Annotated in this window: 17 protein-coding genes; 4 read left to right on the top strand and 13 right to left on the bottom strand. The window is 60.0% G+C overall.

The features are described 5' to 3' along the window. The first annotated feature begins 136 nt into the window (after positions 1-136). Both I7X13_RS01480 and I7X13_RS01485 read left to right on the top strand, forming a co-directional pair. On the top strand, positions 137-3,295 hold the full coding sequence (locus I7X13_RS01480; protein WP_198074090.1) for an efflux RND transporter permease subunit: 3,159 nt from the start codon (positions 137-139) through the stop codon (positions 3,293-3,295). A 580-nt stretch (positions 3,296-3,875) separates the two neighbouring features. Further along, positions 3,876-7,022, top strand: coding sequence for an efflux RND transporter permease subunit (locus I7X13_RS01485; protein WP_198070402.1), 3,147 nt, complete (start codon positions 3,876-3,878; stop codon positions 7,020-7,022). 134 nt (positions 7,023-7,156) lie between these two features. On the opposite strand, the gene I7X13_RS01490 is transcribed toward I7X13_RS01485, so the two are convergent. The 13 genes from I7X13_RS01490 to pseB form a co-directional block, all read right to left on the bottom strand. Next, on the bottom strand, positions 7,157-8,635 hold the full coding sequence (locus tag I7X13_RS01490) for an oligosaccharide flippase family protein (RefSeq protein WP_198074091.1): 1,479 nt from the start codon (positions 8,633-8,635) through the stop codon (positions 7,157-7,159). Between the two features lie 70 nt (positions 8,636-8,705). Then, positions 8,706-10,076 carry a DUF7033 domain-containing protein gene (locus I7X13_RS01495; RefSeq protein WP_198074092.1) on the bottom strand — a complete coding sequence of 457 codons (1,371 nt, stop codon included), beginning with the start codon at positions 10,074-10,076 and terminating at the stop codon, positions 8,706-8,708. Positions 10,077-10,106: 30 nt separating this feature from the next. Continuing rightward, positions 10,107-11,450: a hypothetical protein gene (locus I7X13_RS01500; RefSeq protein WP_233454630.1), complete on the bottom strand. Its 1,344-nt coding sequence runs from the start codon at positions 11,448-11,450 to the stop codon at positions 10,107-10,109. Between the two features lie 92 nt (positions 11,451-11,542). Continuing rightward, positions 11,543-12,586, bottom strand: a complete 1,044-nt coding sequence (gene pseI, locus I7X13_RS01505; RefSeq protein ID WP_198074093.1) for a pseudaminic acid synthase — start codon at positions 12,584-12,586, stop codon at positions 11,543-11,545. 120 nt (positions 12,587-12,706) lie between these two features. Continuing rightward, on the bottom strand, positions 12,707-13,354 hold the full coding sequence (locus tag I7X13_RS01510) for an HAD family hydrolase (protein WP_198070406.1): 648 nt from the start codon (positions 13,352-13,354) through the stop codon (positions 12,707-12,709). Positions 13,355-13,499: 145 nt separating this feature from the next. Next, a complete protein-coding gene (locus tag I7X13_RS01515) occupies positions 13,500-15,452 on the bottom strand; it encodes an NAD-dependent epimerase/dehydratase family protein (protein ID WP_198074094.1) in 1,953 nt (650 codons plus the stop codon). Continuing rightward, a complete protein-coding gene (locus I7X13_RS01520) occupies positions 15,436-16,062 on the bottom strand; it encodes a GNAT family N-acetyltransferase (protein ID WP_198070408.1) in 627 nt (208 codons plus the stop codon). Before I7X13_RS01520 ends, I7X13_RS01515 begins: the two co-directional genes overlap by 17 nt. Positions 16,063-16,119: 57 nt before the next feature. Next, positions 16,120-16,872, bottom strand: a complete 753-nt coding sequence (locus tag I7X13_RS01525) for a class I SAM-dependent methyltransferase (protein ID WP_198070409.1) — start codon at positions 16,870-16,872, stop codon at positions 16,120-16,122. Positions 16,873-16,893: 21 nt separating this feature from the next. Continuing rightward, the gene (locus I7X13_RS01530; protein WP_198074095.1) at positions 16,894-17,784 is read right to left on the bottom strand and encodes a class I SAM-dependent methyltransferase; all 891 of its coding nucleotides are present in this window, start codon (positions 17,782-17,784) and stop codon (positions 16,894-16,896) included. Continuing rightward, positions 17,781-18,515, bottom strand: coding sequence for a cytidylyltransferase domain-containing protein (locus tag I7X13_RS01535; protein ID WP_198074096.1), 735 nt, complete (start codon positions 18,513-18,515; stop codon positions 17,781-17,783). Before I7X13_RS01535 ends, I7X13_RS01530 begins: the two co-directional genes overlap by 4 nt. Continuing rightward, a complete protein-coding gene (locus I7X13_RS01540; RefSeq protein ID WP_198074097.1) occupies positions 18,515-19,168 on the bottom strand; it encodes a pseudaminic acid biosynthesis-associated methylase in 654 nt (217 codons plus the stop codon). The genes I7X13_RS01535 and I7X13_RS01540 overlap by 1 nt, the downstream gene beginning before the upstream one ends. A gap of 115 nt (positions 19,169-19,283) precedes the next feature. After that, positions 19,284-20,468 carry a UDP-4-amino-4,6-dideoxy-N-acetyl-beta-L-altrosamine transaminase gene (gene pseC, locus I7X13_RS01545; protein WP_198074098.1) on the bottom strand — a complete coding sequence of 395 codons (1,185 nt, stop codon included), beginning with the start codon at positions 20,466-20,468 and terminating at the stop codon, positions 19,284-19,286. A 16-nt stretch (positions 20,469-20,484) separates the two neighbouring features. Further along, complete coding sequence (gene pseB, locus I7X13_RS01550; RefSeq protein ID WP_198070414.1) at positions 20,485-21,504, bottom strand: UDP-N-acetylglucosamine 4,6-dehydratase (inverting); 1,020 nt, start codon at positions 21,502-21,504, stop codon at positions 20,485-20,487. Positions 21,505-21,737: 233 nt separating this feature from the next. On the opposite strand from pseB, the gene I7X13_RS01555 reads away from it, so the two are divergent. After that, the gene (locus I7X13_RS01555; RefSeq protein WP_198074099.1) at positions 21,738-23,210 is read left to right on the top strand and encodes an MBOAT family O-acyltransferase; all 1,473 of its coding nucleotides are present in this window, start codon (positions 21,738-21,740) and stop codon (positions 23,208-23,210) included. Between the two features lie 2 nt (positions 23,211-23,212). After that, on the top strand, positions 23,213-24,142 hold the full coding sequence (locus I7X13_RS01560) for a hypothetical protein (RefSeq protein ID WP_198074100.1): 930 nt from the start codon (positions 23,213-23,215) through the stop codon (positions 24,140-24,142). The last annotated feature ends 51 nt before the right edge of the window (positions 24,143-24,193 follow it).

The following is a 24,193-nucleotide window of genomic DNA, read 5'->3' on the forward strand; positions in this document are numbered from 1 at the left end:
TACTTGGTGGTCGACAGACCAGCCAGGCCGGGCCCTTACGTCCAGTTTCGTCCGGTTTTCGCCGGCTATTTCCTCCCATTGAGCGACGAAAAGAAAAACCAAGACCCTATGTTCCCAAGACCCCAAGTCCCTACCAATGAATAAGTTCATTCAAGGCATTATCGCCTTTTCGCTCAAGAACAAGGGCTTTATCTTCCTCATGACGCTCGTGGTGGTGGTGATGGGCGTGGTGAGCTACCGCAACACGCCCATTGAGGCGTTTCCGGACGTGACCAACACCGAAATCACCATCATCACACAGTGGCCCGGCCGCTCGGCCGAGGAGATGGAAAAGTTCGTGACCGTGCCCATCGAAATTGCCCTGAATCCGGTGCAGAAAAAGGCCTCGGTGCGCAGTACGACGCTCTTTGGGCTGTCGGTGGTGAAGGTGATTTTTGACGACGGCGTGGACGATGCCTTTGCCCGCCCGCAGGTGAACAACCTGCTGCGCGAAGTAGACCTACCCGACGGCATCACGCCCGATGTACAGCCCCCCTACGGCCCCACCGGCGAAATTTACCGCTACACGCTGGAAAGCAAAACCAAAACCGTGCGCGAGCTCAAAACCCTGCAGGACTGGGTGATTGAGCGCAACCTGAAAGCCGTGCCCGGCGTGGCCGACGTGAACAGCTTCGGCGGCGAGGTGAAAGACTACGAAATTGCGGTGAACCCCGGCAAGCTGCAGGATTTCGACCTCACGCCGCTCGACCTCTACAACGCCGTGCAGCGCTCCAACATCAACGTGGGCGGCGACGTGATAAACCAGGGCCAGCAGAACTACGTGGTGCGCGGCATCGGCTTGCTCAACAACATCTCCGACATCACCAACACGGTGATTAAGAACGTGAACGGCGTGCCCATTCTGGTACGCGACGTGGCCAAAGTAACGGAAAGCGCCCTGCCGCGCCTAGGCCAGGTAGGCCGGGGGTTCGAAGACGATAAGCTCGAAGGCATTGTGGTGATGCGCAAGGGCGAAAACCCCTCGGAAGTCATTGCCCGCTTGCACGATAAGGTGGCCGAGTTGAACTCGAAAATCTTGCCGCCCGATGTGAAGATGAAAACCTTCTACGACCGGCAGCAGCTCATCGATTTCTCGACGGAAACGGTGATTCACAACCTGATGGAAGGTATTGTGCTGGTGACGCTCATCGTGTTTCTGTTCATGGCCGACTGGCGCACCACGGTGATTGTGTCGGTGATTATCCCGCTGGCGCTGCTGTTTGCCTTCATCTGCCTGCGCCTGCGCGGCATGAGCGCCAACCTGCTCAGCATGGGTGCCATTGACTTCGGCATCATCATCGACGGGGCCGTGGTAATGGTAGAAGGCCTGTTCGTGGCCCTCGACCACAAGGCACACGAACTGGGCATGGAGCGGTTCAACAAGCTCTCGAAGCTGGGCCTGATTAAGAAATCGGGCCGCGACATGGGCAAGTCCATCTTCTTTGCCAAGGCCATTATTATCACAGCCTTGCTGCCCATTTTCTCCTTCGAGAAAGTAGAAGGCAAGGTGTTCAGCCCGCTGGCCTGGACGCTGGGCTTTGCCCTGCTGGGCGCCCTGATTTTTACCCTCACGCTGGTGCCGGTGCTGGTCAGCATCCTGCTGAAAAAGGACGTGAAGGAGAAAGAAAACTTCTTCGTGCGGGCCGTGAACAATGGAGCTAACCGCTTCTTCCGTTTCACCTATGCCCGCAAAACGGCCACGCTTGTCATCGCCTTCGTGGTGACGGCGGTGGGCTTGTATTCCTTCTCGTTTTTGGGTTCAGAATTCCTGCCGGAACTCAACGAAGGCTCGATTTATGTACGGGCGCAGCTACCGCTGAGCATTAGCCTGGAGTCCTCAAATGAGCTGTGCAACCAGATGCGGCGCGACTTTCTGAGCTTCCCCGAGGTGAGCGACGTGGTGAGCCAGACCGGCCGGCCCAATGACGGCACCGACCCCACGGGCTTCTACAACAACGAGTTTCTGGTGCAGCTTAAGCACACGCCAGAGGTGGAGAAGAAAATGAAGTCGAAGGCCTACCGCGAGGATTTGGTGGAGCGCATGAAGGCCAAGCTCGACAAGTTCACGGGCGTGGATTTTAACTTCTCGCAGCCCATCACCGACAACGTGGAGGAGGCCGCCTCGGGCGTCAAGGGCTCGATTGCGGTGAAGATTTACGGCACCGACCTGGCCACGTTGGAGGCTAAGGCCCGTGAAGTGTACGAAGTGCTGAAAACGGTGAAAGGCATCGACGACCTCGGCGTGCTGCGCAACATCGGCCAGCCAGAGTTTCACGTTGACCTCGACGAGCGCCGCATGGCCAGCTACGGTGTGAATAAGTCGGACGCCAACTCGGTGCTGGAAATGGCCGTGGGCGGTAAGGAAGCCACCCAACTCTACGAGGGCGAGCGCAAGTTCCCCATTCGGGTGCGCTACGAGCCCCAGTACCGCCAGACGCCCGCCGAAATCGCGGCCCTGATGGTGCCCACGCAATCGGGCAAAACCATTCCGCTTTCCGAAATTGCCAACATCGGTTCCGTCACCGGCCCCAGCCTGATTTACCGCGACGATAACCGCCGCTTCGCCGCCGTGAAGTTCAGCATCCGGGGGCGCGACATGGGCTCAACCATCAAGGAAGCCCAGGAAAAAGTGAACCGTCACGTGAAGCTGCCCGCCGGCTACGAGCAGAAATGGACCGGCGACTTCGAGAACCAGCGCCGCGCCCAGCAGCGCCTCACGCAAGTGGTGCCCATTTCGTTGGGCCTCATCTTCTTCATCCTGTTCATCCTCTTCAGCAACCTGAAAGATGCGGGGCTGGTGCTGCTCAACGTACCGTTTGCCATCATCGGTGGCATTGCGGCGCTGCTTATCACCCACACCAACTTCTCAATTTCGGCCGGTATCGGTTTCATCGCCCTGTTTGGTATCTGTATCCAGAACGGCGTGATTCTCATCTCCGTCTTCAAGCAGAACCTAGTGAAAAAGCACTCGCTCGACCACAGCATCAACGAAGGCGTAATTTCGCGGGTGCGGCCCGTGGTGATGACGGCTCTCATGGCCACCATCGGTCTGATGCCGGCCGCCATCAGCACCGGCATCGGCTCGGAGACTTCCAAACCGCTGGCCATCGTGGTAATCGGCGGCCTGATAACGGGTACTATCCTCACGCTCTTCGTGTTCCCGCTGGTATTCGAACGGTTCTACCGTTCGGAGCACACTAAATACGTGCCGCTGCCCGGCGAGCAAGGCTATGTGGAGCCAACAACGCCTCATTAAGGTAGGCATGAAAAGCAACGGGCCAGGCTGAGGGCCCGCCCGTTGCCAACTGTTAGCTAATCCAGTGGCGAGCCGCCGCGGCCAAGGCCACTTTGGTTATCTCCAGGAAAAGCCACCACCAGAAGCTTTTCGGAATCTCCGGCGGTATAGGTTTACGAAGCACGGCTTTACGCCGTATCTTCGCCGCACGAACCTTTCTCATGAGCGACAGGAGTTAAGTGTACGTACCACCTGCTTCCCGAAGCCCCAGCTGTTCCACCAGTTGGGGCTTCACCTTTTCAGGAAGAGCCGTGTGGTGAGATAGTTTAACCGTGCGGTAGGGCGAAAGCAAGCCGTACCGCGGGGCAGAATGCGCTGCTCGGCTGGCAGTGATGGATTAATGCTGACAAAAAAAGCCCGCTGCCTTATTAGGCAGCGGGCTTTTTTCATGCGTTGGGGCTTCATATATAATTCACCGCTTCATAAAATCCTCATTGTTATCTCATCAACTTTTCACCAGATTCTCATCTTCCGGCCGAAGCTGACTTAATCCGGCCGCTACTGCAACCCGCCGCTCCGCTGCTTCCCACCCCGCACTTGCATGAATAAGTTTATTTCCGGCATCGTTGCCTTCTCGCTGAAGAACCGCTTCTTCATCTTTTTCATGACGGCGCTGCTCGTCGCAGGCGGCACCTACAGCTACGTGCACACGCCCATCGAGGCGTTTCCGGACGTTACCAATACACAGATGATTATCGTGAGCCTCTGGCCCGGCCGCTCGGCCGAGGAGGTGGAGCGGTTTGTGAGCACGCCCATTGAGGTGGCCATGAATTCGGTGCAAATGAAAAGCAACATGCGCTCTATCAGCATGTTTGGCCTGTCGGTGCTCAAGATAAACTTCGAGGACAACGTAGAGGACTTCTTCGCCCGACAACAGGTAAACAACCTGCTGAGCGGAGTGAATCTGCCGGTCGGGTGCGACTCGCATGTGCAGCCGCCCTACGGGCCCACGGGCGAGATTTTCCGCTATACGGTGCAGAGCCGCACCGGCCGCAGCACCAACGAACTGCTGGCAATTCAAGACTGGACGGTGGAACGGCAGCTAAAATCGGTGCCCGGCGTGGCCGACATCGCGGCCTTTGGCGGCACGCGTAAGGTGTACGAAATCAGCGTGAACCCTGCCATGCTGGCCAAGTACGACATGACGCCGCTGGAGGTGTTCGAGGCCGTGCAGAAGTCGAACATGAACGTGGGCGGCGACGTGATTGAGAAGAACTCGCAGAGCTACGTGGTGCGCGGCATCGGCCTGCTCACTAAGCCGGAAGACATCGGCAACATCATCGTCAAGGACATCAACAACGTGCCCGTGCTGGTGCGCAACGTGGCCAAAGTGACCGAGAGCAACGCCCCCCGCGTGGGCCAGGCCGGGCTCGACGACCAGTCCGATGTGGTGGAGGGCATTGTCATCATGCGCAAGGGCGAAAACCCGGCCGAGGTGCTGGGCCGCGTGAAGGCTAAAATCGCGGAGCTGAATGAGAAGGTGCTGCCCAACGACGTGTACCTCAAAACATTCTACGACCGCGACGTGCTGATGAACCACTGCACGCACACCGTTATTCACAACCTGATTGAGGGCATTGTGCTGGTCACGCTCATCGTGCTCATCTTCATGGCCGACTGGCGCACCACGCTCACGGTGGGCGTCGTGGTGCCGCTGGCGCTGCTGTTTGCTTTCGTGTGCTTGCGGCTGAAAGGCATGAGCGCCAACCTGCTCAGCATGGGTGCGATTGACTTCGGCATCATCATCGACGGAGCCGTGGTGATGGTGGAGGGCATTTTTGTGGTGCTCGACCACAAGGCCCATCAGGTGGGCATGGAACGGTTCAACAAACTCGCCAAGCTGGGCATGATTAAGAAGACCGGCGGCGAGCTGGGCAAGGCTGTGTTCTTCGCCAAACTGATTATTCTGACCTGCCTGCTGCCCATTTTTGCCTTTGAGAAAGTGGAAGGCAAGATGTTCAGCCCGTTGGCCTACACGCTGGGCTTTGCGCTGGTGGGTGCCCTGATTCTGACCCTGACGCTGGTGCCGGTGCTGTGCTCGCTGCTGCTGAACAAGGACGTGAAGGAGAAGAATAACCCGGTGGTGAACTTCTTCGATAACATTGTGACCAGTGCCTTTGGCTTCACCTACCGGCATAAGCTGCTGAGCTTTGGGGTGACCATGGCCATCGTGGTGGCGGGCCTGTACTCATTCAAGCTGCTGGGCTCGGAATTCCTGCCGGAGCTGAACGAGGGCGCGCTGTGGGTCGAAACCAAGCTGCCGATGTCGTCTTCGTTGACGGAAACCAACAAGATGGCGGCCAATTACCGCCGCATCCTGCGCTCGTTTCCAGAGGTGACGTCCGTACTGAGCCAGACCGGCCGCTCCAACGACGGTACCGACCCGTCGGGCATCTATTATGTGCAGGCGCAGGTCAACCTCAAGCCCAAGGAGGAGTGGAAGCGCAACATCACGAAGGAGCAGCTGATTGACGAGATGGACAAGAAGCTGAAGGAGTACCCCGGCATCATTTTCAACTACTCGCAGCCCATCATCGACAACGTGGAAGAGGCGGTGGCCGGCATCAATGCGGCGCTGGCCGTCAAGATTTTCGGCAACGACCTCAAGGAGCTCGACGGCAAAGCCAACGAAGTGATGAAAGTGCTCAGCGGCGTGCGCGGCGTGAAAGACCTGGGAATCCTGCGCAACTTGGGCCAGCCCGAAATGAGCGTGCGCCTCGACCAGACCCGCATGGCGGCCTACGGCGTCCAAACGTCTGATGCCCAAACAGTAGTGGAAATGGCTGTGGGCGGCAAGGCAGCGACTCAGATTTACGAAGGCGAGCGCAAGTTCGACGTGACCGTGCGCTACCCCAAGCAGGACCGCGACACGGAAGCTAAGATTGGCGAGCTGCGCGTGCCCACCATCCGGGGCGGCAAGGTGGCACTCAAGGAAATTGCCACCATCAAAACCGAGAACGGCCCTGCATTTGTGTACCACGATAATGGCCAGCGCTTTATCGCCGTGAAGTTTTCCATCCGCGACCGCGACATGGGCTCAACCATCGCCGAAGCTCAGAAAAAAATGGACCAGACCATCAAGCTCGGCAAGGGCTACCGCATCGAGTGGGCCGGCGAGTTCGAGAACCAGGTGCGGGCCACCAAGCGCCTGAGCCAGGTGGTGCCGGTGTCGCTGGTCATCATTTTCATTCTGTTGTTCATCACTTTTGGCAACGGCAAGGATGCCGCGCTGGTGCTGGCCAACGTGCCATTTGCCCTTATCGGCGGCATCGCGGCGCTGCACCTTACGGGCGTCAACTTCTCGATTTCGGCCGGCATTGGCTTCATTGCCCTGCTCGGGATATGTATTCAAAACGGCATTGTGCTCATCACCGTTTTCAAGGAAAACCTGCGTAAAAAAATGAGCTTAGCCGAGAGCCTGCGTCTGGGCGTGGCCTCGCGCGTGCGCCCCGTGGTGATGACGGCCCTCATGGCCATGATTGGCCTGTTTCCGGCCGCCCTGAGCACCGGCATCGGCTCCGAAACGCAGAAGCCGCTGGCCATCGTCGTCATCGGCGGGCTGGTGACGGCCACGGTACTCACGCTGCTGATTTTCCCGCTCATCTTTGCCTTTTTCTACCGCGAAATGCACCAGGACGGCCCGGCGCCCAAGCGCATGGAGGAGCGGCCGGTATTGGTGGGCGCGTAACCACATCAAGACCAATGTAGAGACACAGTATTTTGCGTCTCGTTGTCCGCGCCGTTTGGGTGCTGTACTGTGCTGCCGTCATGCCCACGTCATCGTTCAACGCCGAGACGCAAAATATTGCGGCTCTACATTGGTCAACGCCTGCGCACTTTGTTTAGCAGTGCCACGGCTTCCGGGGCAGTGCCCGTGAGCAGCACACCGGCCCCATACAGTACCGTGAGCACGCCGCCGCGCATCAGCAGCGTCAGGAAAGCATTGCCGGTTTCAGGCAGTATCCAGGCGATGAAACCAGCGCCCGCGGCCACGGCCAGAATACGAACCGTACTGCTATCGAAGGGCTGCATGCCGTAGTTTCGCCACACAAACCAGGTCCGCACAGTGTTGATGCTTACCAGCGCAATGCAGTAGGCCAGGGCCGCGCCGGCTAGTTCCATGCGCGGAATCAGCAACCAGTTGAGCACGACTACCGCCGCCGCTAGCGAGATATTAAACACCAAATCGAACCGATACCGGGGCGATGTGGCCACGATAATGCCATTAACGCCGGTAATGCCGTCGAATAGCCGGCCGGCTAATAGCAGGAGCACGGCCGAAGTGCCCACCGCGTACTCGGGCCGGTGAATGAGCCCGTAAATGAAATTGAGGTTCAGGCCAATGCCTAGTGCCAGGTAGCAACCCAGCAGCGTGTTGATGCGAGTGCTGCGACGGTAGAAGTCAGCCATTTTGGCCATGTTGTCTTCCTTCCAGTACTCGGCAATGAGCGAAAAGGCCGTCTTGTAGAGCGCCCGGAAGGGTAGAACCAAAGCAGTGCTTACATTGGTGGCGATGAGGTAGATACCGGCTGCCGCCAGGCTTACTTTGGTGCCCACCATCAGGCTGTCGATGTTGAGCAGCACCGTGCCCGAGATGTTGCTTAGCAGCACGAACGCCCCAAAGCCCAGCATTTCGCGTAGCGGCTTGATGCGCAGCGCTGCTCGCGTGGGCCGCAGGTGCAGCTCGCCGATTGCCGCTAAGTAAAGGGTCAGCAGCACCGCCACTACCGCATACGCCCCCACATAAGCCAGCACGAAGCCGTGGAAGCTGATAACGCCTTGGCTATAAGCCACAGCAGCGCCCACCAGCATCAGCCGGAGCAGGATTTCCTGGCAAAACGAAGAAAAGGAGGTATGGTAGAGCGAGCGCAGATAAGCATCCTGCAGCGAGCCCAGCATGATGCAGCCCGCCAGCGCAATGGCCGCGAGGTAGTGCGGCGCAAGAAGTGCCGCGTCTTTCTTCGCATACCATTGCAGCAGCAGCGGCTTACCCACCAGCATGGCCAGCGCTACCACCACAAAGCCCAGCAGCGGCGGCCCCAGCAGCAGCGGGAAGAAACCTGCGTGGTTGCGCCCCTGGTTCCGGAAAAACGGAAAGTAGCGGATGCCCATATTGGCAAAGCCGAAGGAAGCCACCTGCGCACCAATAGTCGCGAGTGGAAGCAATACGCTGGCGGTGAGGCCAATTTGGGCCGGCGAAAGCAGCCGCGGCAGCACCAGAATGGTGTTAGCGAAGCCGATGGCCAGCCCGACGTAGGAAATCAGGGTGTTGCGTATGCCCTGGCGCTGAACGATGCCCAAAGTGAATGGGTGAATGGGTGAATGAGTGAATGGACCAGGGCGTTGTTAACGAAGGCTCCAATCCATTCGCTCAGCAGCAAAGTTCGGCCACAATCTGGCTTCCCGTCAGAAACGCCACGCCTCGCTGCTGCAGATGCCGCATGATTTCGGCGAACTGGCGCGGGCCGGTTACGAGGTTAGCCGGGTCGAAATGGTCGTTGTGCCAAAGCACGGTGGCCACCCCGCCAAACCGTTCAATCTCCTCAAACATCGGCCGTAGAGTGGGCAGAATTTCCTCGGGTTGCAGCTGTAAATAATTGGGATGGCGCAAGGTAGCGTCCATCACATTGAGCGGGATTTCCAGGAATTTACATGCGGCACCCGTTGAGAAGTTGAAGGGATAAAACGGTAGGCAGTAGGAATTGCGAAAGCCGAAATGCTCGGCAAAGCCTAGCGTAGAGTCGTAGGCAAAACTTCCCGCTTCCTCAACCAAGGGCGGGGTCGTGCGCGGCTCCCAGCGCAGGTAGTGAAAGCGCAGGCCTTCGTGGTTCGGCTTCAGCGTTTCAATTTCCCGGCCCAGCTGGCCCAAATCGGCGGCCGTTCCGATGCTGCCGTGCAAGCCAATTTCAACGCCCTGCTGCTTGAGTTTTGCCAGACGCTGGCGTAGCGCGGAGGTAAGGGTATAGTCGGCATTCGGCGTGCCGTCGGCACTCGGGCGCGACTCCGGCAGGATGAAAAACGTGGATGCCGCGCCGTATTCCGCGACGGCGTCGGCCACGGTTTCCAGGTTGTCCCAGGCATCGGGCTGCGTCAGGCGCCGCCACAATTGCCGGCCGAAACGCCCAAGCTGACCTTGTTTCAATGCGGCTTTGGCGGGCGCTTTCCATGCGCTGCGCAGGCTGTCGATGTCGTGCGTGATGAAAGCCGCGAAGGGGGCTGAGCAGTTCCAGCGCCGCGCAATCAGCGGCTGACCAGTGACGTGCTCCACCGCTGTTTTCAGCACGTCGAAATAGTAGTTCACTACCGGTAGCGCCACGAAGCCGTACTGCTTTTGCACGCTGGCCGAGTAGGGGAAACGCCTGTACCGGTCGCGTGCATCAGAAAAGTATTCCTGCCAGCCGCTGAGCAGGTAGAAAGCCGCCGAGATGATGTCGGCGTTGACGACGACACGGCCGGGCTGCCGGCTAAGCAGCGATTCCTCGCTCCGATTATCAAAGAAAAACGGCACCTGCTGTCCGGCCCAGTTGCGGTAGTTCGGGGCGGCCGGGTAGGGGCTTTGGTCCTGAAAAAAGCCGTCCGCCAGGTCAGCTACTTCAATGGGCCGCTGGCTCCCGACGTAGCCAATCAGCGCCTCGGGCACATTCACATAGGCCATCCGAAAATGCCGCCACACATAGGCCAGCCGCATTTCGGCCGAAACCGGAACGGCACTTATCGGGGGCAATGCAATAGCCGATGGCATATGGATTTTATCTAAAAAATAAGCTGTATATCAGCTGGTTGAAGTGGATTGATTCAGCCAATTGTTTAGTATTGCGGCGGTGCGCAATTGGCTGCGGCCTTCGTCAGGTGTGCCCAGCGTGGCATTGTAGTACACTGCCCGTAGGTAGAGGTCGGCGGGTTTGTGGTGGGCGTATCGGCGCAGGGCGGCCGTCAGCTCGGCAGGCGCATCGGCCCGCTCTACGAGGCCCCGGGCGGCGTAGCCGTAGTAGTCGTTGGTGAGGGCAAAGGTGCCGAAGCGGAAGTAGATGCTGGCCACGTTCAGCAGCGTAGCTTCGAGGTGGGTGGAAGTGTCGGCGGCCACCAGCGCATCCTGCCGCAGCAGGAAGTCGAACACGTTTTCCTGCCGGGCGCTCGACCATTGCAGGGCCGGCAGCAGCTTCCGCAGCGGCTCAAAGTCGCGGCCGTCGCTGGGGTGCGGGCGCAGCGTGAAGGTGAGTTCCGGCAACTCGCGTAGCAGGTACACCAGCGTATCGACCAGGGCCGGCATGGGGTCGTGGATATTGCAGGCGATGCCCACGCGGCGCACGGCCGGCGCGGTATTTTTCTGGCTGAGGTAGGCATCGGCCTTGGGCATTCCTACCAGTTCAACCCTGCCCTGCACGGGGCCGCAGAGGCGGTACTTATCCAGCGCATCCTGGCCTTCCAGCAGGCTCAGGTCGAAGCCCAGGGGTGGGAAATTGGCACTCACACTGGCGTGCTGCACGTAGGCGGTGGGCACGCCCTCGGCGCGGCAGGCCAGCAGCAGGGAGCGGGTGTCGTCGTTGTGGTCGTTGGAGAAAATTACGGCCCGGGGCCGGTAATGCCGTAGCGCACGCCGGTACACCTCGTAGTATCCGATGGCGTAGAAAATAAAGTCAAAAAAACGCCACGCCCGGCCGCCATCCGTTTTCAGCAAGCCGAAAAAAGCCAGCGGAAATTGCCAGTAATACAGCAGCTTGCGGCGCAGCGACAACCGGTTTACGGCCGCGTTGTAGCGCCCGATATTCTTGGCCTGACCAGCTACCAGCACCGCATCCGGCCGGGCTTGCCGGATGAACTCCAGCGCATCGTAGTTGTTGGCACTCACCACGTAGAGCCAGACTTTGCCGTGCAGGTCGTCACGGTTTTTGATGGGCTTAACGATATTGCCTACCAGCCGCAGGCCCGCGTAGCCCAGCACGCGCGCCAGCCGTTTCAGCGGGTTGGCCGGCGAAATATCGGCCAGCGCCGCTGGGGGCAGCCCTGCGAAAATTTCCGTGAAGCGCAGCTGCAGAATATCGCGCAGGCGCTCAATCAGGGTCTGAGGGTGGGAGGGTATGGGGGCATGGGTTATTGCCGTTGGCGAAGTTGTCATACGTGCGAAACCTGAAAATCCTGCTTAAGTAGCTTCCTCATACCCTCATACCCTCATACCCTCATACCCTCATACGCCCACACCCCCACACCCTAAATGGCTTCCCAGGTAAGCGGAGTGCCGGGTTTCAGGTCCTTAGCGGCCTTGCGGCCCAGCACCGTTTCCCAGTGGCGCGGCCACAGCCCGTCGCCGGGGCGAATGATTTTCAGGTTATCGGTTGTGAATTCCTCGCCGGCCGCAATCGGCTTCGATACATAAATGCTGCGCTTGTAGAGGCGGCTTTTCTCCTCGCCAGTCTGTATGCAGAGCTGTACCGTGCCCAGCGCCTGGTGGGCGCGCTCGGTTTCCTCGACTAGGCTTTTCAACTCGTGTGGCTCCAGCGAAAACGCAGAGTCTACGCCGCCTTCGGCGCGGCTGGTGGTGAAGTGCTTTTCGATGACGCAGGCGCCCAGGGCTACGGCGGCCACGCTCGCGCCCACACCCATGGTGTGGTCGCTCAGGCCGATGGGGCAGCCAAAGGTTTCGGCCAGCACCGGGATGGTGCGGAGGTTGGTATTTGCTGGCGAGGCGGGGTAAGTGCTGGTGCATTTCAGCAGCACCAGCTCGCGGCAGCCGGCTTCGCGCAGCACCCGCACGGCGTCGTCAATCTCGGCCAGGGTGGCAGCCCCGGTGCTCACAATCACAGGTTTACCAGTGGCGGCCACTTTGCGCAGCAGCGGCCAGTGCGCGTTTTCGAAAGAGGCAATTTTGTAAGCCGGCACGTCCAGCGTTTCCAGGAAATCCACCGCCGTCTCGTCAAACGGCGAGCTAAAGGCCAGCATGCCATGGTGCCGGGCGCGGGCAAACAGCTCGGCGTGCCATTCCCAGGGCGTGTGGGCTTCTTCATAAAGCTTGTACAGGTTCTTGCCCTCCCAGAGCGACTGGCCTTCCTCGTCGATGGCAAAGCCGGTGTCCATCGTGATGGTATCGGCAGTATATGTTTGAAGCTTAAGGGCATCAACGCCAGCAGCGGCGGCGGCATCGACCAGGGCCAGCGCACGGTCAAGGCTCTGGTTGTGGTTGCCGGACATTTCGGCGATGATAAACGGCTTGTGCGCGGGGCCAACCGGACGGCCGCCGATGGTGATTTCGGTCATGATTTCAGGAATGCGAAACGGAAGCGCAAAGGTACTGTAGCGTGGCCTCTGCGGGTCCGCGCCTATAAGAATCCCGTCAATTATTGCCTGTACCTCAGGCCCGGACTCGCCGAGTCCACGTTACACCAGCTCATCCAGCGAATGAATGCTCCGGTCGGCTTCGTGGGCAGCATCGGCTTCGTAGTGGGCGTAGTTGCCCCGCAGAATGCGCACCGTTTTGAAACCCAACGGCTTGATGCCTACAAAGTCTTTGCGCACGTTGTCGCCCACGTAAGTTACTTCTTCCGGCGTCACGCCTTCGCGCCGGCAAATCAGCTGGAATACGTGCGGGTCAGGCTTGGCGCGATGGCGGCCGTAGCGGTTGGTGAGGTAGGCGTGGCGCACCCGGCTGGCCAGGTGCAGCGCGGCAACCTTGCGGGCCTGTACTTCCTTGTGGCCATCGGTCACGATGTAAAGCGGCCAATCGGCGAAACGCGTGAGGCAGCGCTCGGCATCCGGATACAGGCTCAGCGTGGGCCGGTGCTGCCGGTAAGTGCGGAGGCAGGCTGCCACCAGCGCCTTGCTCCATTTGCCGTGCTGCCGCAGCACGTTATCAAAGACTTGCCCCCTGCCTTGCACGGCTTCATCGGCAATCATACCTGCCGCCAGCGTTTCGGCCGGCACTTCTAGTAGCGGACTCAGAAAATCCGCCACGGCCCGAAACCCGCTGTGCACGTAGCTTAATTCGGGATAAAGCGTGTCGTCGAGGTCGAAAACAAGAACGGGCATGGTGACTGGAACGGTATAGAGACGCAATATTTTGCGTCTCGTCGTTGGCTGCGTTAGCTAATGTTGTTTAGATATTGGTTCGAACGGCTTATTCCTGGTCGTTCAGCGCAAGCTGCTCAACGACGAGACGCAAAATATTGCGTCTCTACACCGCTACTACCACATCCGTGGCCATCCGCACCTGCTGCAATGGCCCCGCCACCGGTCGGAACGGAAACTGTTGCAAATCAGCCCCCGCTGCTTCCTGCAGAAACCAGAAAAAGGAATCAACTCCCGCCGCGATGCCCAGCGTGGAGGCCCCGCCGAAGCGGCTATTGCATTCGATGATGTGCAGGCCACCATCCGGGGTGAGCAACGCTTGCAGCACGAAGGGACCGTAGAGCCCCAGCTGTTCGATGACGGGCGTGAGGCGGTCCAACAGCTGCGGGTCGTGGAAAGTCGTGGTTATTTGCGACTCGCCGCGCACCACTACGTCGCGGGTGCGCGCAATGAGGCCGTGCACCCGGCCGGCGCGGCTCACGTAGCCATCCACACTAATTTCGCGGCCTTGAATGAAGGGCTGGAAAATGGGCTCCGTCAGGTTTTGGGCGTGGGCTATGGCGGCGGCGTAGGGCAGGTTGAGGCCCAGGCTGAGCGAGCCGGCCCCGTACCGCTCCTTCACCACAAAGGCGGCGTTGGGATTGGGCTGGTCGCCGGCCAGCGTGTCGATGCTGAGGCTGGCGGGGATGATGGGTAAGCCGTTTTCCTGGCCAAAGGTGCTGAATTCGAGCTTGTCGAGGCAGCGTTGTACGGCTTCGGGCGGGCTCACCAGCACGGCAATGCCGGCGTCGGCCAGGGCGGCGCGGTGCCGGCTCCAGAAGGCCAGCTCGCCGTCGCGGGTAGGGATAATGCGGGTGATGCCCTGGGCCTGGCACTCACCGATGATGGCGAGCAGGTGCTCGTCGGTCGTCATGGGCATTACCCAGCTTTCATCGGTGAAGTGAAAACCGAGGGCCTGCGGATTGAGGTCGCCGCCCACTATTTTGATGCCGGGATTCAGGCGCCTGGCGGCATTTTTTACCGCGTGAGCCAGCGGCACTTTGGCCGAAATACTGCTAATGAGCACGTGGCCCGGCCCTTTGGCGGCCGATGCCTCCGTGGCAGCAAGCGAGTCCTGACGGGCACGCTCAAAGGCAATGATTTCGGGAATGGCTACTTCAAGCGTAGTTGGAGGCAGCCAGTCTATCTGGCTCGACCACAAGGTCATATCGGCCTGTGACGCTTCAAACGGAATGTCGGAGGCCACGTACTTAGCCCGCATGCCGGGGAAATTCTGCTGCAGCACTTCCACTACATCGGCCACGCGGCGGGCGCGGCCAGTGCCCAGGTTCACGAGGCCGGTCACGGTTTCGGCGGCGGCAAGGCGGAGCAGGCCTTCGGCTGTGTCGGCGGCGTAGAGGTAATCGAAAAACGACTCGGCCCCATACACCGTGATTTCCTCGCCGGCCAGCAGCATCCGCACCCAGCGCGAGGTAATGTCGCGCCCATTGCGCCCGTAGCCCCGGTAGATGCGCGGAGCCACCGTGCTGAACTGCTGCGCCCGAAACGTATCGAGAAAGCGCAGCTCGATTTCGTGGGCCAGCTTGGCCATGCCCGTCAGGTTGCGGGGCAGGATGGGGTCGGTTTCGCGCAGGCTGCGGGGCGCGGCCGGCACTTCAGCGAAGTTGTAAAGCGCCGGGTCATAGATGAGGTAGCTGGAGGCAAATACTACGCGGCGCAACGACGGCAAGTCTTTCTGCACCGTCATCAAGTGGTGGCTGAGCTGCACATTGTGCCGGAAATTCTCTTCCCAGAAGCCGTAGGTTTCGGTGCTGCGCTCGAAGGTGGCGGCGAGATGAATGAACAAGTCGGGCGCAAAATCTGCAATTTCGGCCTCGGTGAGGAAATTCAAATCGCCCTGCCGGTACTGGAACTGGGCCGGAAAGTCGGCCGGGCGCGGCTTAATGTCGCCCACCAGTACCTGAATATCCGCATTAATCGAAGCCAGGCGGCGCGTCATTTCCTGACCAATTACGCCGGCCCCGCCGCTGATGAAAATTCGTTTAAAGGGCAGTTCCAAAGGCTGTGGCATAGTCGGCGGCCAGCTGGCCGTGCATCAGTGAGTCGGTAAAAGTACCCGGCGCGAGCTGGATATGCTGCCGCAAACGGCCTTCCAACTGGAAACCAGCTTCTACTAAAATGGCAATGTGCGCGGGCCGGATATCGTAGGTTTCGGTAAACAAGCGGTTGAATTTCAACCCTTCAAACGCCACCTGGCCCAGTAACCGCAAGTGCGCCAGAAAATCCTGCCGATAGGTATCAGCCTGAGTGGCTCGTGTCGGCTCTACCAGAAAGGAAACCTCGGCCCGCAAATCGGCCCAGGAAATATGCACCAGTCCGCCGTAGGCAATTAGTTCATCCTCATGAAGAAGCGAGAAGAGAAGCTGCCCCGGCTGTTCCTGCTCAAACAACGGCAGCACTACGCGCTGGAAATAAGTTTCTTGCTGCTCGGCGGTAAGCGGCGCCGCCTGACGGAGCACTTGCAACTGGGCGTTGCGCCAGGCGCGAATGGGCTCCCGGTCTTCATACCTGATGGGAACGAGCCGATAAGCGCCGTGGCGGTATTCGGCCTGGGGGAGGGGGCGGTAGGTAGGCACGCGGTAGGAACGCACCATGGCGCGTTCAATCATTAGAATGGTTGTAGGTCGTATTTAGCTGCCTGACGCAGAACGCGCCATGGCGCGTTCCTACACCACCAGATAAGAAATCAGCGGGTTGAGCGGGCTGCGGCGCAGGGCGTAGTTGGCCACGCCAAAAACCTCGTCAAACGCCAGCGTTTCACCGGGAAATTCCGGGCAGTTCAGCTCATCGAAAGCCACAATGGCTCCTTTGGTCAGGCGCGGCCGGATGGCTTCGAGGCAGGCTTTGGTGGGGGCGTAGATGTCGAAATCGAAGTAGGCGAAGGCGATGACGGTTTCGGGATGGTCGCGCAGGTAGCGGGGCACGGTTTCGGAGGCATCGCCGGCCACCAGCTCAAACTTGCGCTTGTGCGGGATGGGGCTGTCGGCCTCGTGCAGGGCCAGGATTTGGGTGAGGTATTCCTGATAATTCTCGGTCACGCCGTAGTCGCCCTCTTTTACCAGCTTGCCGTCCTTGGCATCTACCGACGGGAAACCGCCGAAGGTGTCGAAACCAATGATTTTGCGGTTGTAGTTGAACGGCTCGTAGATGCCGCGCAGGGCGTGCATCAGCGCTAGGTTCTGGCCCCAGCGCACCCCAAATTCCATGGCCACGCCGTGCACCGGGATGATTTGCTGGTAGAGTTCGGTGAAGAACAGCAAGCGCGAAAACGTCTGCCGGTTCAGGTACAGGCCCAGGTTGTTGAGCAGCTCAGTGTTCGGAATCGGCGACTCGCGCAGGGTTTGGGCGAAGCCTTCGCGGCGCGACTGCTCGGGCGCAGAGGCCCCGCTGAGCACGGAAATAGGAGAGGAAATGGACATGATTAAGGCGTTGGCCGACGTTTAGGCCGGCTGCAAAAATGCAACAATACTGCGGCCCAGCCCAACGCCGGCCAGCGCTTCGTAATAAGCCGCCACGGCCGGCAGTGGAGCGGTGCGAAGCAGAAAATTGTCCTGCGCCAGGCGGGATTGGTGGGCACCTTTGCCGGCCGCGCGGTCCATTACATAATTAGTGGCCGGGTTTAACAGGTTTAGGTCAATAGGCTGGTCACCAATAACTTTTGCAACTTGCCAATTAGTGGATTCTGCAAGATTGCGCAGGCCGGACTGAGTGAAATACGAGAGATGGTCGGGTAGCACTACCCAGAAGGGCCGGTCGATTTGGCTGGTGTCCAGCAAGTGCTGTTGCAGGGCCGAAAAATCGTTGGGCACGTCTACTACCAGCACGCCATTGGCCTTCACCAAAGCCCGGCACTGGCGTAGCAGGTCGGCAGGTTCCAAGACGTGTTCCAGCACGTTATCGAGCCAGAGCACGTCGAACTGCTGGCCCGTTTTCACCAGTTTTTGCACCTCCTCATATAAGTCGCCGGTGCGTAGTTTCTCACGTAGCGCCGGGTGAAATTTCTCCACGCTGAAGCTGCTGAAATCCAGGCCCAGCACATCCCAGCCCTGCCGCTGGAAGTAATCCAGCGCCCAGCCCTCGCCGCAGCCGATATCGAGAAAGGAGCCGGCGCCGCTGGCCGCACCGCGTAGCTGCTCCAGTACCCAGTGGCGCAGGCGCAACTTGCCCTCGATGTGCTCCAGCTCCTCGGCCGGGTACACGGGCTGGTACGTCGTCAGGTTTTCCTGATAGTACCGCTTGGCGTAGTAGTCGCGCAGCTCTTCCGGGGTCGGCTTATTCTTGATTTCATAGAAGCCGAACTCGTTCTGGCGAATGGTATCGGGCAGGGTCATGTGGTTTTTTGCTCGATGTGCGCGTTCAGGGCCATGATTTCGGGGTGCGCTTCGAGCAGGGCCAGCAAGTCGGGCACGTTCAACTGGTCGGCGTGGTGCTGTTCGATTAGTGCCTTCAGCACGGCGTAATCCTCGGCCGTATCCAGGGTGATGCGGAAGCGGCTGAAGTCGCCGCCGGGCCACACCTCGTCGCGGTAAACCACCCGACCCACCGTGGCCGGGTTGGCCTTGAGGTAGGGCGTGACGTGCTCCCGCTCATACGGCAGCGTGGCGTTGGCGTAGGCTTCGGCCAGCATTTCCATCGAGAAAATCTCGAAGTCCAGCCCGCGCGGGAACGTGCGCACGATGGAATTGGAGCGGTATACCAGCGGGTTGCCTTCTTCCAGATACCGCTCCACGGCGGCGCCAATCAGCGGGCCGTCTACCAGCGGGCAGTCGGAGGTGACGCGCACAACCACGTCGAGGCCAAATTTCTGCGCCGTTTCGTAGTAGCGGGCCAGCACATCGGTTTCGCTGCCCCGATGGTAAGGAATCTGGTTCGTTTCGGCGTAGGCGGCCAGCACGTCGTCGGCCGGCTCAGTGGTGGTGGCCAAGTAGATGGGCAGGCCGCTTTGCCGGGCGCGGGCTACGTGGTAGTCCAGCAGCGGGCGGTTGGCGGCGGGCAGCAGCACCTTGCTCGGCAGCCGGGTGCTGCCCATCCGCACCTGCGAAATGATGCCGGCGCGCTGCATTAGGCGGAGATTTTTTCGAGCAGGTACACCACGTCCTGGTTGCCGCGCTCGGCATCGTTGATGTAGGGGTAAAGCTTCTGCTTCACCAGCCGCAGGTTCGGGAAGTTGTCCAGAAACACCTTTGCGAAGTCGGTTTTCCAGAGAAAACCTTCGTTGCCACGGTACTTAATGGGCGTGGTTTCGGGGGCGTAATACTCGTAGCCCATGATGTAGCGGCGCGAGGTGCGCACCATTTCGCCCATGATGCGCGGCAGGTCTTTCGGGGCAATGTGAATGAGCACGCCATTGGTGCAGGTCACGTCGAAGTAGTTGTCCTTGAAGGGGAGGTCGAAGCCGCTGCCTTGCAGGATGTTCACACCGCGCACAAAGTCGCGGGCCTTCTCTACGGCATATTGTTGCAGCTCAACGCCGTACAGGTTAGTGAAACCGGCCGCCTGCAGGCCTACCAACTGCATACCGGTGTTGCAGCCCACTTCCAGAATCCGGGCCTCGCGGGGCAGCTCGCCGAGAAATTCGGCGTTCATTTCCAGCTTGGTATGGCCGTAGAGGTCGCGGTAAAAGGCATTCCACTCATCGAGCGGGCGCGAGTTGCGGTCGGTGTATTCACGGCCGAAATCGCCGGCCCAGAAATCTTCTTGTTGGGTGTGCTGCAAGGGAAGTTGTGAATTAAGAGTTAGGAGTTAAGAGTTTTAGCAGGAGGATGGATAGAAGGTGATTGAGCTGTGACTGTGAACATCAGTCCGCTTTTCAACTCTTCACTTTAAACTTCTAACTCTTAACTAAAAACGCAGTGATGCACGCCACCACGTAGGCTTGTTCCTCATCGGTGAGCGTGGGGAAGAGCGGGATGCTGAGGCAGCGGGCGTAGTAAGCTTCGGCCAGCGGAAAATCGCCTTCGCGCCAGCCCAGGTCTTCGTAATAAGGCATCCGGTGCACCGGAATGTAGTGGACCTGCGTGAAAATCTGCCTGGTTTTCAGGAAATCATACAGGCCTTTGCGGTCGGCTACTTCGATGACGTAGAGGTGGTAGGCGTGGCCGGGGCGGCCGGGGGCCAGCACCGTGACGCCGGGCAGCTGCGCAAAGGCGGCATCGTATTGTGCGGCCAGCTGGCGGCGGCGGGCTAAGCCCTCATCGGCGCGGGCGAGCTGGCTGAGGCCGAGGGCGCAGTTGAAATCGGGCAGGCGGTAATTGTAGCCGAGCTCCTGCATTTCCATGTACCAGCCGCCGTCGGGTTCGCGCCGCAGGTCAGCCGGGTCGCGGGTAATGCCGTGGGTGCGCAGGCGCAGCAGGTGATGAAACAGCGCCTCAGAATTGGTGGTAATCATGCCGCCTTCGCCGGTGGCAATGTGCTTTACCGGATGAAAGCTAAAAATGGCGAGGTCGGCAAAATTGCCGTTGCCGCAGCGTTGTTCCCGGACTTGGGAGTCGATGAAGAAGCCGCCGGGTGCGTGGCAGGCGTCCTCAATAATCCAGAGGCCAAACTCGTCGGCCAACTGTCGGGCTTCTTCCAGGTTCACGGCCAGCCCGGCAAAATCAACGGGAATCAGGCCGGTGAAATACTCTTTGGGGTGGTCTGCCAGCAAAGCCCGGACCTTCCCCAAATCAATCAAGCCCGTGGCCGGGTCGATGTCGGCAAAATGCACTTCGCCGCCGCAGTAGCGCACGCAGTTGGCCGAGGCCGAGAAGGTGAGGGGCGTGGTGATGACGCGCTGCCCGGGCTGCACGTTCAGGGCGAGGGCGCAGAGGTGCAGGGCGGCGGTGCCATTGCTTACGGCCACGGCGTAGCGGGCCCCCACGTAGGCGGCAAACTGCTTCTCAAACTCGGCTACGGTAGGACCTTGCGTGAGGTAGTCGGCCTGCAGGGCGGCCGTAACGGCGGCGATGTCGGCGGCAGTGATGTGCTGGCGGCCGTAGGGCAGGGGCCGGGTGGGGTGGAAGCGGGCTTCAGACATTAGGCCGGCAAGTTACTTAAACCGCAAATTCCGGGTCGACGTGCAGGCGGATTTCCTCCCGAATCTGCTCCGCATCCAGCCATTCCTCGTTGTTAGCCGAGTCGTACTGGAAGCCCAGCGGCACGCGCTTACCATCAAATTCTTCGATGAATTTATCGACGCTCCAGGTCGGCATCGAGGGCAGAATGACGTAGTAGCGGGCCAGCTCGACGGTGCTAAGGGCGTCGGTTTCGGTGATCATGGCCTCGTGCAGCTTCTCGCCGGGGCGGATGCCCACGATTTTCTGTTCACACTCCGGGCCGATGGCGCGGGCCACTTCTGTGATTTTGTAGGAAGGGATTTTCGGCACGAAAATCTCGCCGCCCCAGGCGTGCTCCAGCGCATAGAGCACGAGGTCAACGCCTTCCTCCAGCGAGATGTTGAAGCGCGTCATGTCGGGGTGGGTGATGGGCAGCACGCCGGTGTGGCGCTGCTGCAAAAAGAAGGGCACCACCGAGCCGCGCGAGCCAATTACGTTGCCGTAGCGTACCACCGAAAAGCGCAAATCGCGCTTGCCTTTCATGTTGTTGGCCGCCACAAAGAGCTTGTCCGAGCACAGCTTGGTGGCGCCGTAGAGGTTAATAGGGGCGGCCGCCTTGTCGGTGCTCAGGGCCACCACGTCCTTCACGCCGCAGTCGAGGGCAGCGTTAATCACATTTTCGGCCCCGAAAATATTGGTTTTGATGCATTCCATCGGGTTGTACTCAGCGGCGGGCACCTGCTTGAGGGCAGCGGCGTGAATTACGATGTCGATGCCTTCGCAGGCGCGGTGCAGGCGTTCGCCATCGCGCACATCGCCAATGAAATAGCGAATGGCCGGGTACTTGGCCGGGCTGAATTCCTGGCTCATCTCATACTGCTTCAGCTCGTCGCGCGAAAACACCACGAGGCGTTTCACCAGCGGAAATTGTTCGAAAACGGTACGGACGAATTGCTTGCCGAAAGAGCCGGTGCCCCCCGTGACGAGGATGGATTTGTGGTTGAGGTCGAGAGCCATGAAAATTGATAAGCCAAAACAGGACTGCAAAAGTAGGGCATTCGGTGGTTGGCGACTGAATTTGTCTGTCATCCTGAGCGCCGCGAAGGACCTTCTCACCGCTGAATGGCTTGCCATAACTCAGTTGAAGCAGCCGTAACAAGGTCCTTCGCGGCGCTCAGGATGACAAACACCACGCACAAAACGCCCGCCGCTCCCGACCTTTGGCCTGCGGAGCTGCTTCTGCATTGCGAATGCTATTCAATTCCCTTCATTTCCTCGTCTTTTTCCCGGTAGTTGTCGGGCTGTACTATGGCTTGCCGCCGCGCTGGCGCAATACCCTGCTGCTGCTGGCCAGCTACTACTTCTACATGAGCTGGCGGGCGGTGTATGCGCTGCTGCTGCTGGCCACCACGCTGCTCGACTACTACAGCGGCTACCGCATGAGCCAGCTGCCCACCAAGCAGCAGCGGCGGCCGTGGCTCTACCTCAGCCTGGCCAGCAACCTGGGCACGCTGTTCGTTTTCAAATACTTCAATTTCTTTCGGGACGGGATTGTACAGCTGGCTACGGCGCTGCACCTGCCTGTTGGTACCGGGCCGGCGCTGGGGTTGCTGCTACCGGTGGGGGTGTCGTTCTACACATTTCAGTCGGTGGGCTACATCATTGATGTGTACCAGGGCCGGCTGGAAGCGGAGCGGAATTTCGGACGGTTCGCGCTGTTTGTGGCGTTTTTTCCGCAGCTGGTGGCCGGGCCTATCGAGCGTGGCGGGCACATGCTGCCGCAGTTCCGGCGCGAGCATCAGTTTGATTATGCCCGTATCGTGAGCGGGCTGCGGCTCATGGCCTGGGGCCTGTTCAAAAAAGTGGTGGTGGCCGACCGCCTGGCCCTGCTCGTCAACCCCGTGTTCAACAACCCGCGCCAGCACCCCGAAGGCCCGCTGCTGCTGCTGGCCACGCTGGCCTTCACCTTCCAGATTTACGGCGACTTTTCGGGCTATACCGACATGGCGCGCGGCGCCGCGCGGGTGCTGGGCTTCGATTTTAACCTGAACTTCCGGCAGCCCTACCAATCGGCTTCGGTGCCGGAGTTCTGGCGGCGCTGGCACATGTCACTTTCGAGCTGGTTTCGGGATTATCTGTATATCCCGCTGGGTGGCAGCCGGGTAGCGCCAGGTCGGGCCTATGTTAACCTGCTGGTGGTGTTCCTGGTAAGCGGCCTCTGGCACGGAGCCAACTGGACGTTTCTGGTATGGGGTGGTCTGCACGGTCTATATCTGGTGCTCAGCACTTGGGCGCGGCCCTGGCGCGAGCGGCTGGCTCAGTTCACGGGGCTTGCGGCGCGCCCGGGCCTGCGGCGGGGCGTGGGCGTCCTCATCACGTTCGGGCTGGTAGCCTACGCCTGGATATTCTTCCGGGCCAATACGTTGAGTGATGCTCTGTTTATCAGCCAGCATTTATTCAGCGGCTGGCAGAATCTGCACGGCCGGCAGCTAGCCACGCTGCTGCTCGATTTCTCCCAGCACTACCGGCCCGAGCTGGCCGTGGCCGCCCTCGGCGTGGGGTTGATGCTGTTGGTAGAATACTTCGCCAGCCGGCGCAGCCCGCAGGTGTGGCTGGCCGCGCAGCCCTTCGCCACCCGCTGGGTGGGCTACGTAGGATTGGCCCTGCTTATTCTGTACCTGGGTGTTTTTAACAGCACTTCGTTCATTTATTTCCAGTTCTGAAAATGCCTGCGCGGACTGCGGTTACCAAATTGTTGCTGCGCCTGGGCCTGCTGGGCGGGGCGGGCCTGCTGGGCGTTACGCTGCTGGCCCCGGTAGTGCTGCGGGGTGGAGTCGATGCATTTTATGGGCGCTTCACGAGCCCGCCGGCTGGCTCGCTCGTTCTGGGCACGTCGCGGGCGGCGCAGGGCATCCGGCCGGCGGTGTTGGCGGCGCGGCTGGATGGACAGTGCGAGGGGCCGCTGTTGAATTATGCCTTCACGCTCACGCACTCGCCCTACGGCCCGGCCTATCTGGCCAGCATCCGGCGCAAGCTGCGGCCCGAAGTGCGCAACGGTCTGTTCATCCTAGCCGTCGACCCGTGGTCGCTGTCGCTCACTGGTCCGGAAGGGGCGTTTCCGGAAGACCAGTCCTTCATCGGCCAGCTCCACCAGGTCAGCCAGAACCCTAACCTGCCCTACCTCACGCGTTACCAAACCAAGCCGCTCTACCGCCTGCCCCTCGACTTCGCCACCGCCACCGAACGCCTGCATCCCGACGGCTGGCTCGAAGTGAACATCGGCACCGACAGTGCCCAGGTCCGCGCCCGCACCGCCCGTAAACTACAGGATTACCGCCTGTTGGCCGCCAGCCAGCACTTATCCGAAGGCCGTTTGCAGGCTCTGCGCCAAACCATTGCCTTTCTGAAGCCGCATGGCCGCGTGGTGCTGGTGCGCCTGCCGGTCGGCCAGTCGCTACTGCAACTAGAGCAGGTTTATCAGCCTGGTTTCGACCAATTGATGCGCCATACGGCTGCTGACTTTTCCGTTGCGTACCTGGATTACAGCGTCGAGCCGTACGCAACTACCGACGGCAACCACCTGCAACGAGCCGCCAGCGCAGCGTTCAGCCAGCAGTTGGCGGCGGATTTAGCCACCAAGCTTCAGCGGAAGTGATATCAAGATTACAAAGAAATAAAAAAGGCTTTCCAAGCATCTGGAAAGCCT

The sequence above is a fragment of the Hymenobacter negativus genome (genome assembly GCF_016056375.1).
Lineage (GTDB): Bacteria > Bacteroidota > Bacteroidia > Cytophagales > Hymenobacteraceae > Hymenobacter > Hymenobacter negativus_A.

Bases quoted from the DNA above. Each gene is read 5' to 3' on its own strand.
- I7X13_RS01525 (WP_198070409.1), bottom strand. From the start codon at position 16,872: ATGTCCATTTCCTCTCCTATTTCCGTGCTCAGCGGGGCCTCTGCGCCC.
- I7X13_RS01500 (WP_233454630.1), bottom strand. From the start codon at position 11,450: ATGACAACTTCGCCAACGGCAATAACCCATGCCCCCATACCCTCCCAC.
- I7X13_RS01555 (WP_198074099.1), top strand. From the start codon at position 21,738: ATGCTATTCAATTCCCTTCATTTCCTCGTCTTTTTCCCGGTAGTTGTC.
- I7X13_RS01560 (WP_198074100.1), top strand. From the start codon at position 23,213: ATGCCTGCGCGGACTGCGGTTACCAAATTGTTGCTGCGCCTGGGCCTG.
- I7X13_RS01535 (WP_198074096.1), bottom strand. From the start codon at position 18,515: ATGCAGCGCGCCGGCATCATTTCGCAGGTGCGGATGGGCAGCACCCGG.
- pseC (WP_198074098.1), bottom strand. From the start codon at position 20,468: ATGTCTGAAGCCCGCTTCCACCCCACCCGGCCCCTGCCCTACGGCCGC.
- pseB (WP_198070414.1), bottom strand. From the start codon at position 21,504: ATGGCTCTCGACCTCAACCACAAATCCATCCTCGTCACGGGGGGCACC.
- I7X13_RS01480 (WP_198074090.1), top strand. From the start codon at position 137: ATGAATAAGTTCATTCAAGGCATTATCGCCTTTTCGCTCAAGAACAAG.
- I7X13_RS01485 (WP_198070402.1), top strand. From the start codon at position 3,876: ATGAATAAGTTTATTTCCGGCATCGTTGCCTTCTCGCTGAAGAACCGC.
- I7X13_RS01510 (WP_198070406.1), bottom strand. From the start codon at position 13,354: ATGCCCGTTCTTGTTTTCGACCTCGACGACACGCTTTATCCCGAATTA.
- pseI (WP_198074093.1), bottom strand. From the start codon at position 12,586: ATGACCGAAATCACCATCGGCGGCCGTCCGGTTGGCCCCGCGCACAAG.
- I7X13_RS01530 (WP_198074095.1), bottom strand. From the start codon at position 17,784: ATGACCCTGCCCGATACCATTCGCCAGAACGAGTTCGGCTTCTATGAA.
- I7X13_RS01495 (WP_198074092.1), bottom strand. From the start codon at position 10,076: ATGCCATCGGCTATTGCATTGCCCCCGATAAGTGCCGTTCCGGTTTCG.
- I7X13_RS01520 (WP_198070408.1), bottom strand. From the start codon at position 16,062: ATGATTGAACGCGCCATGGTGCGTTCCTACCGCGTGCCTACCTACCGC.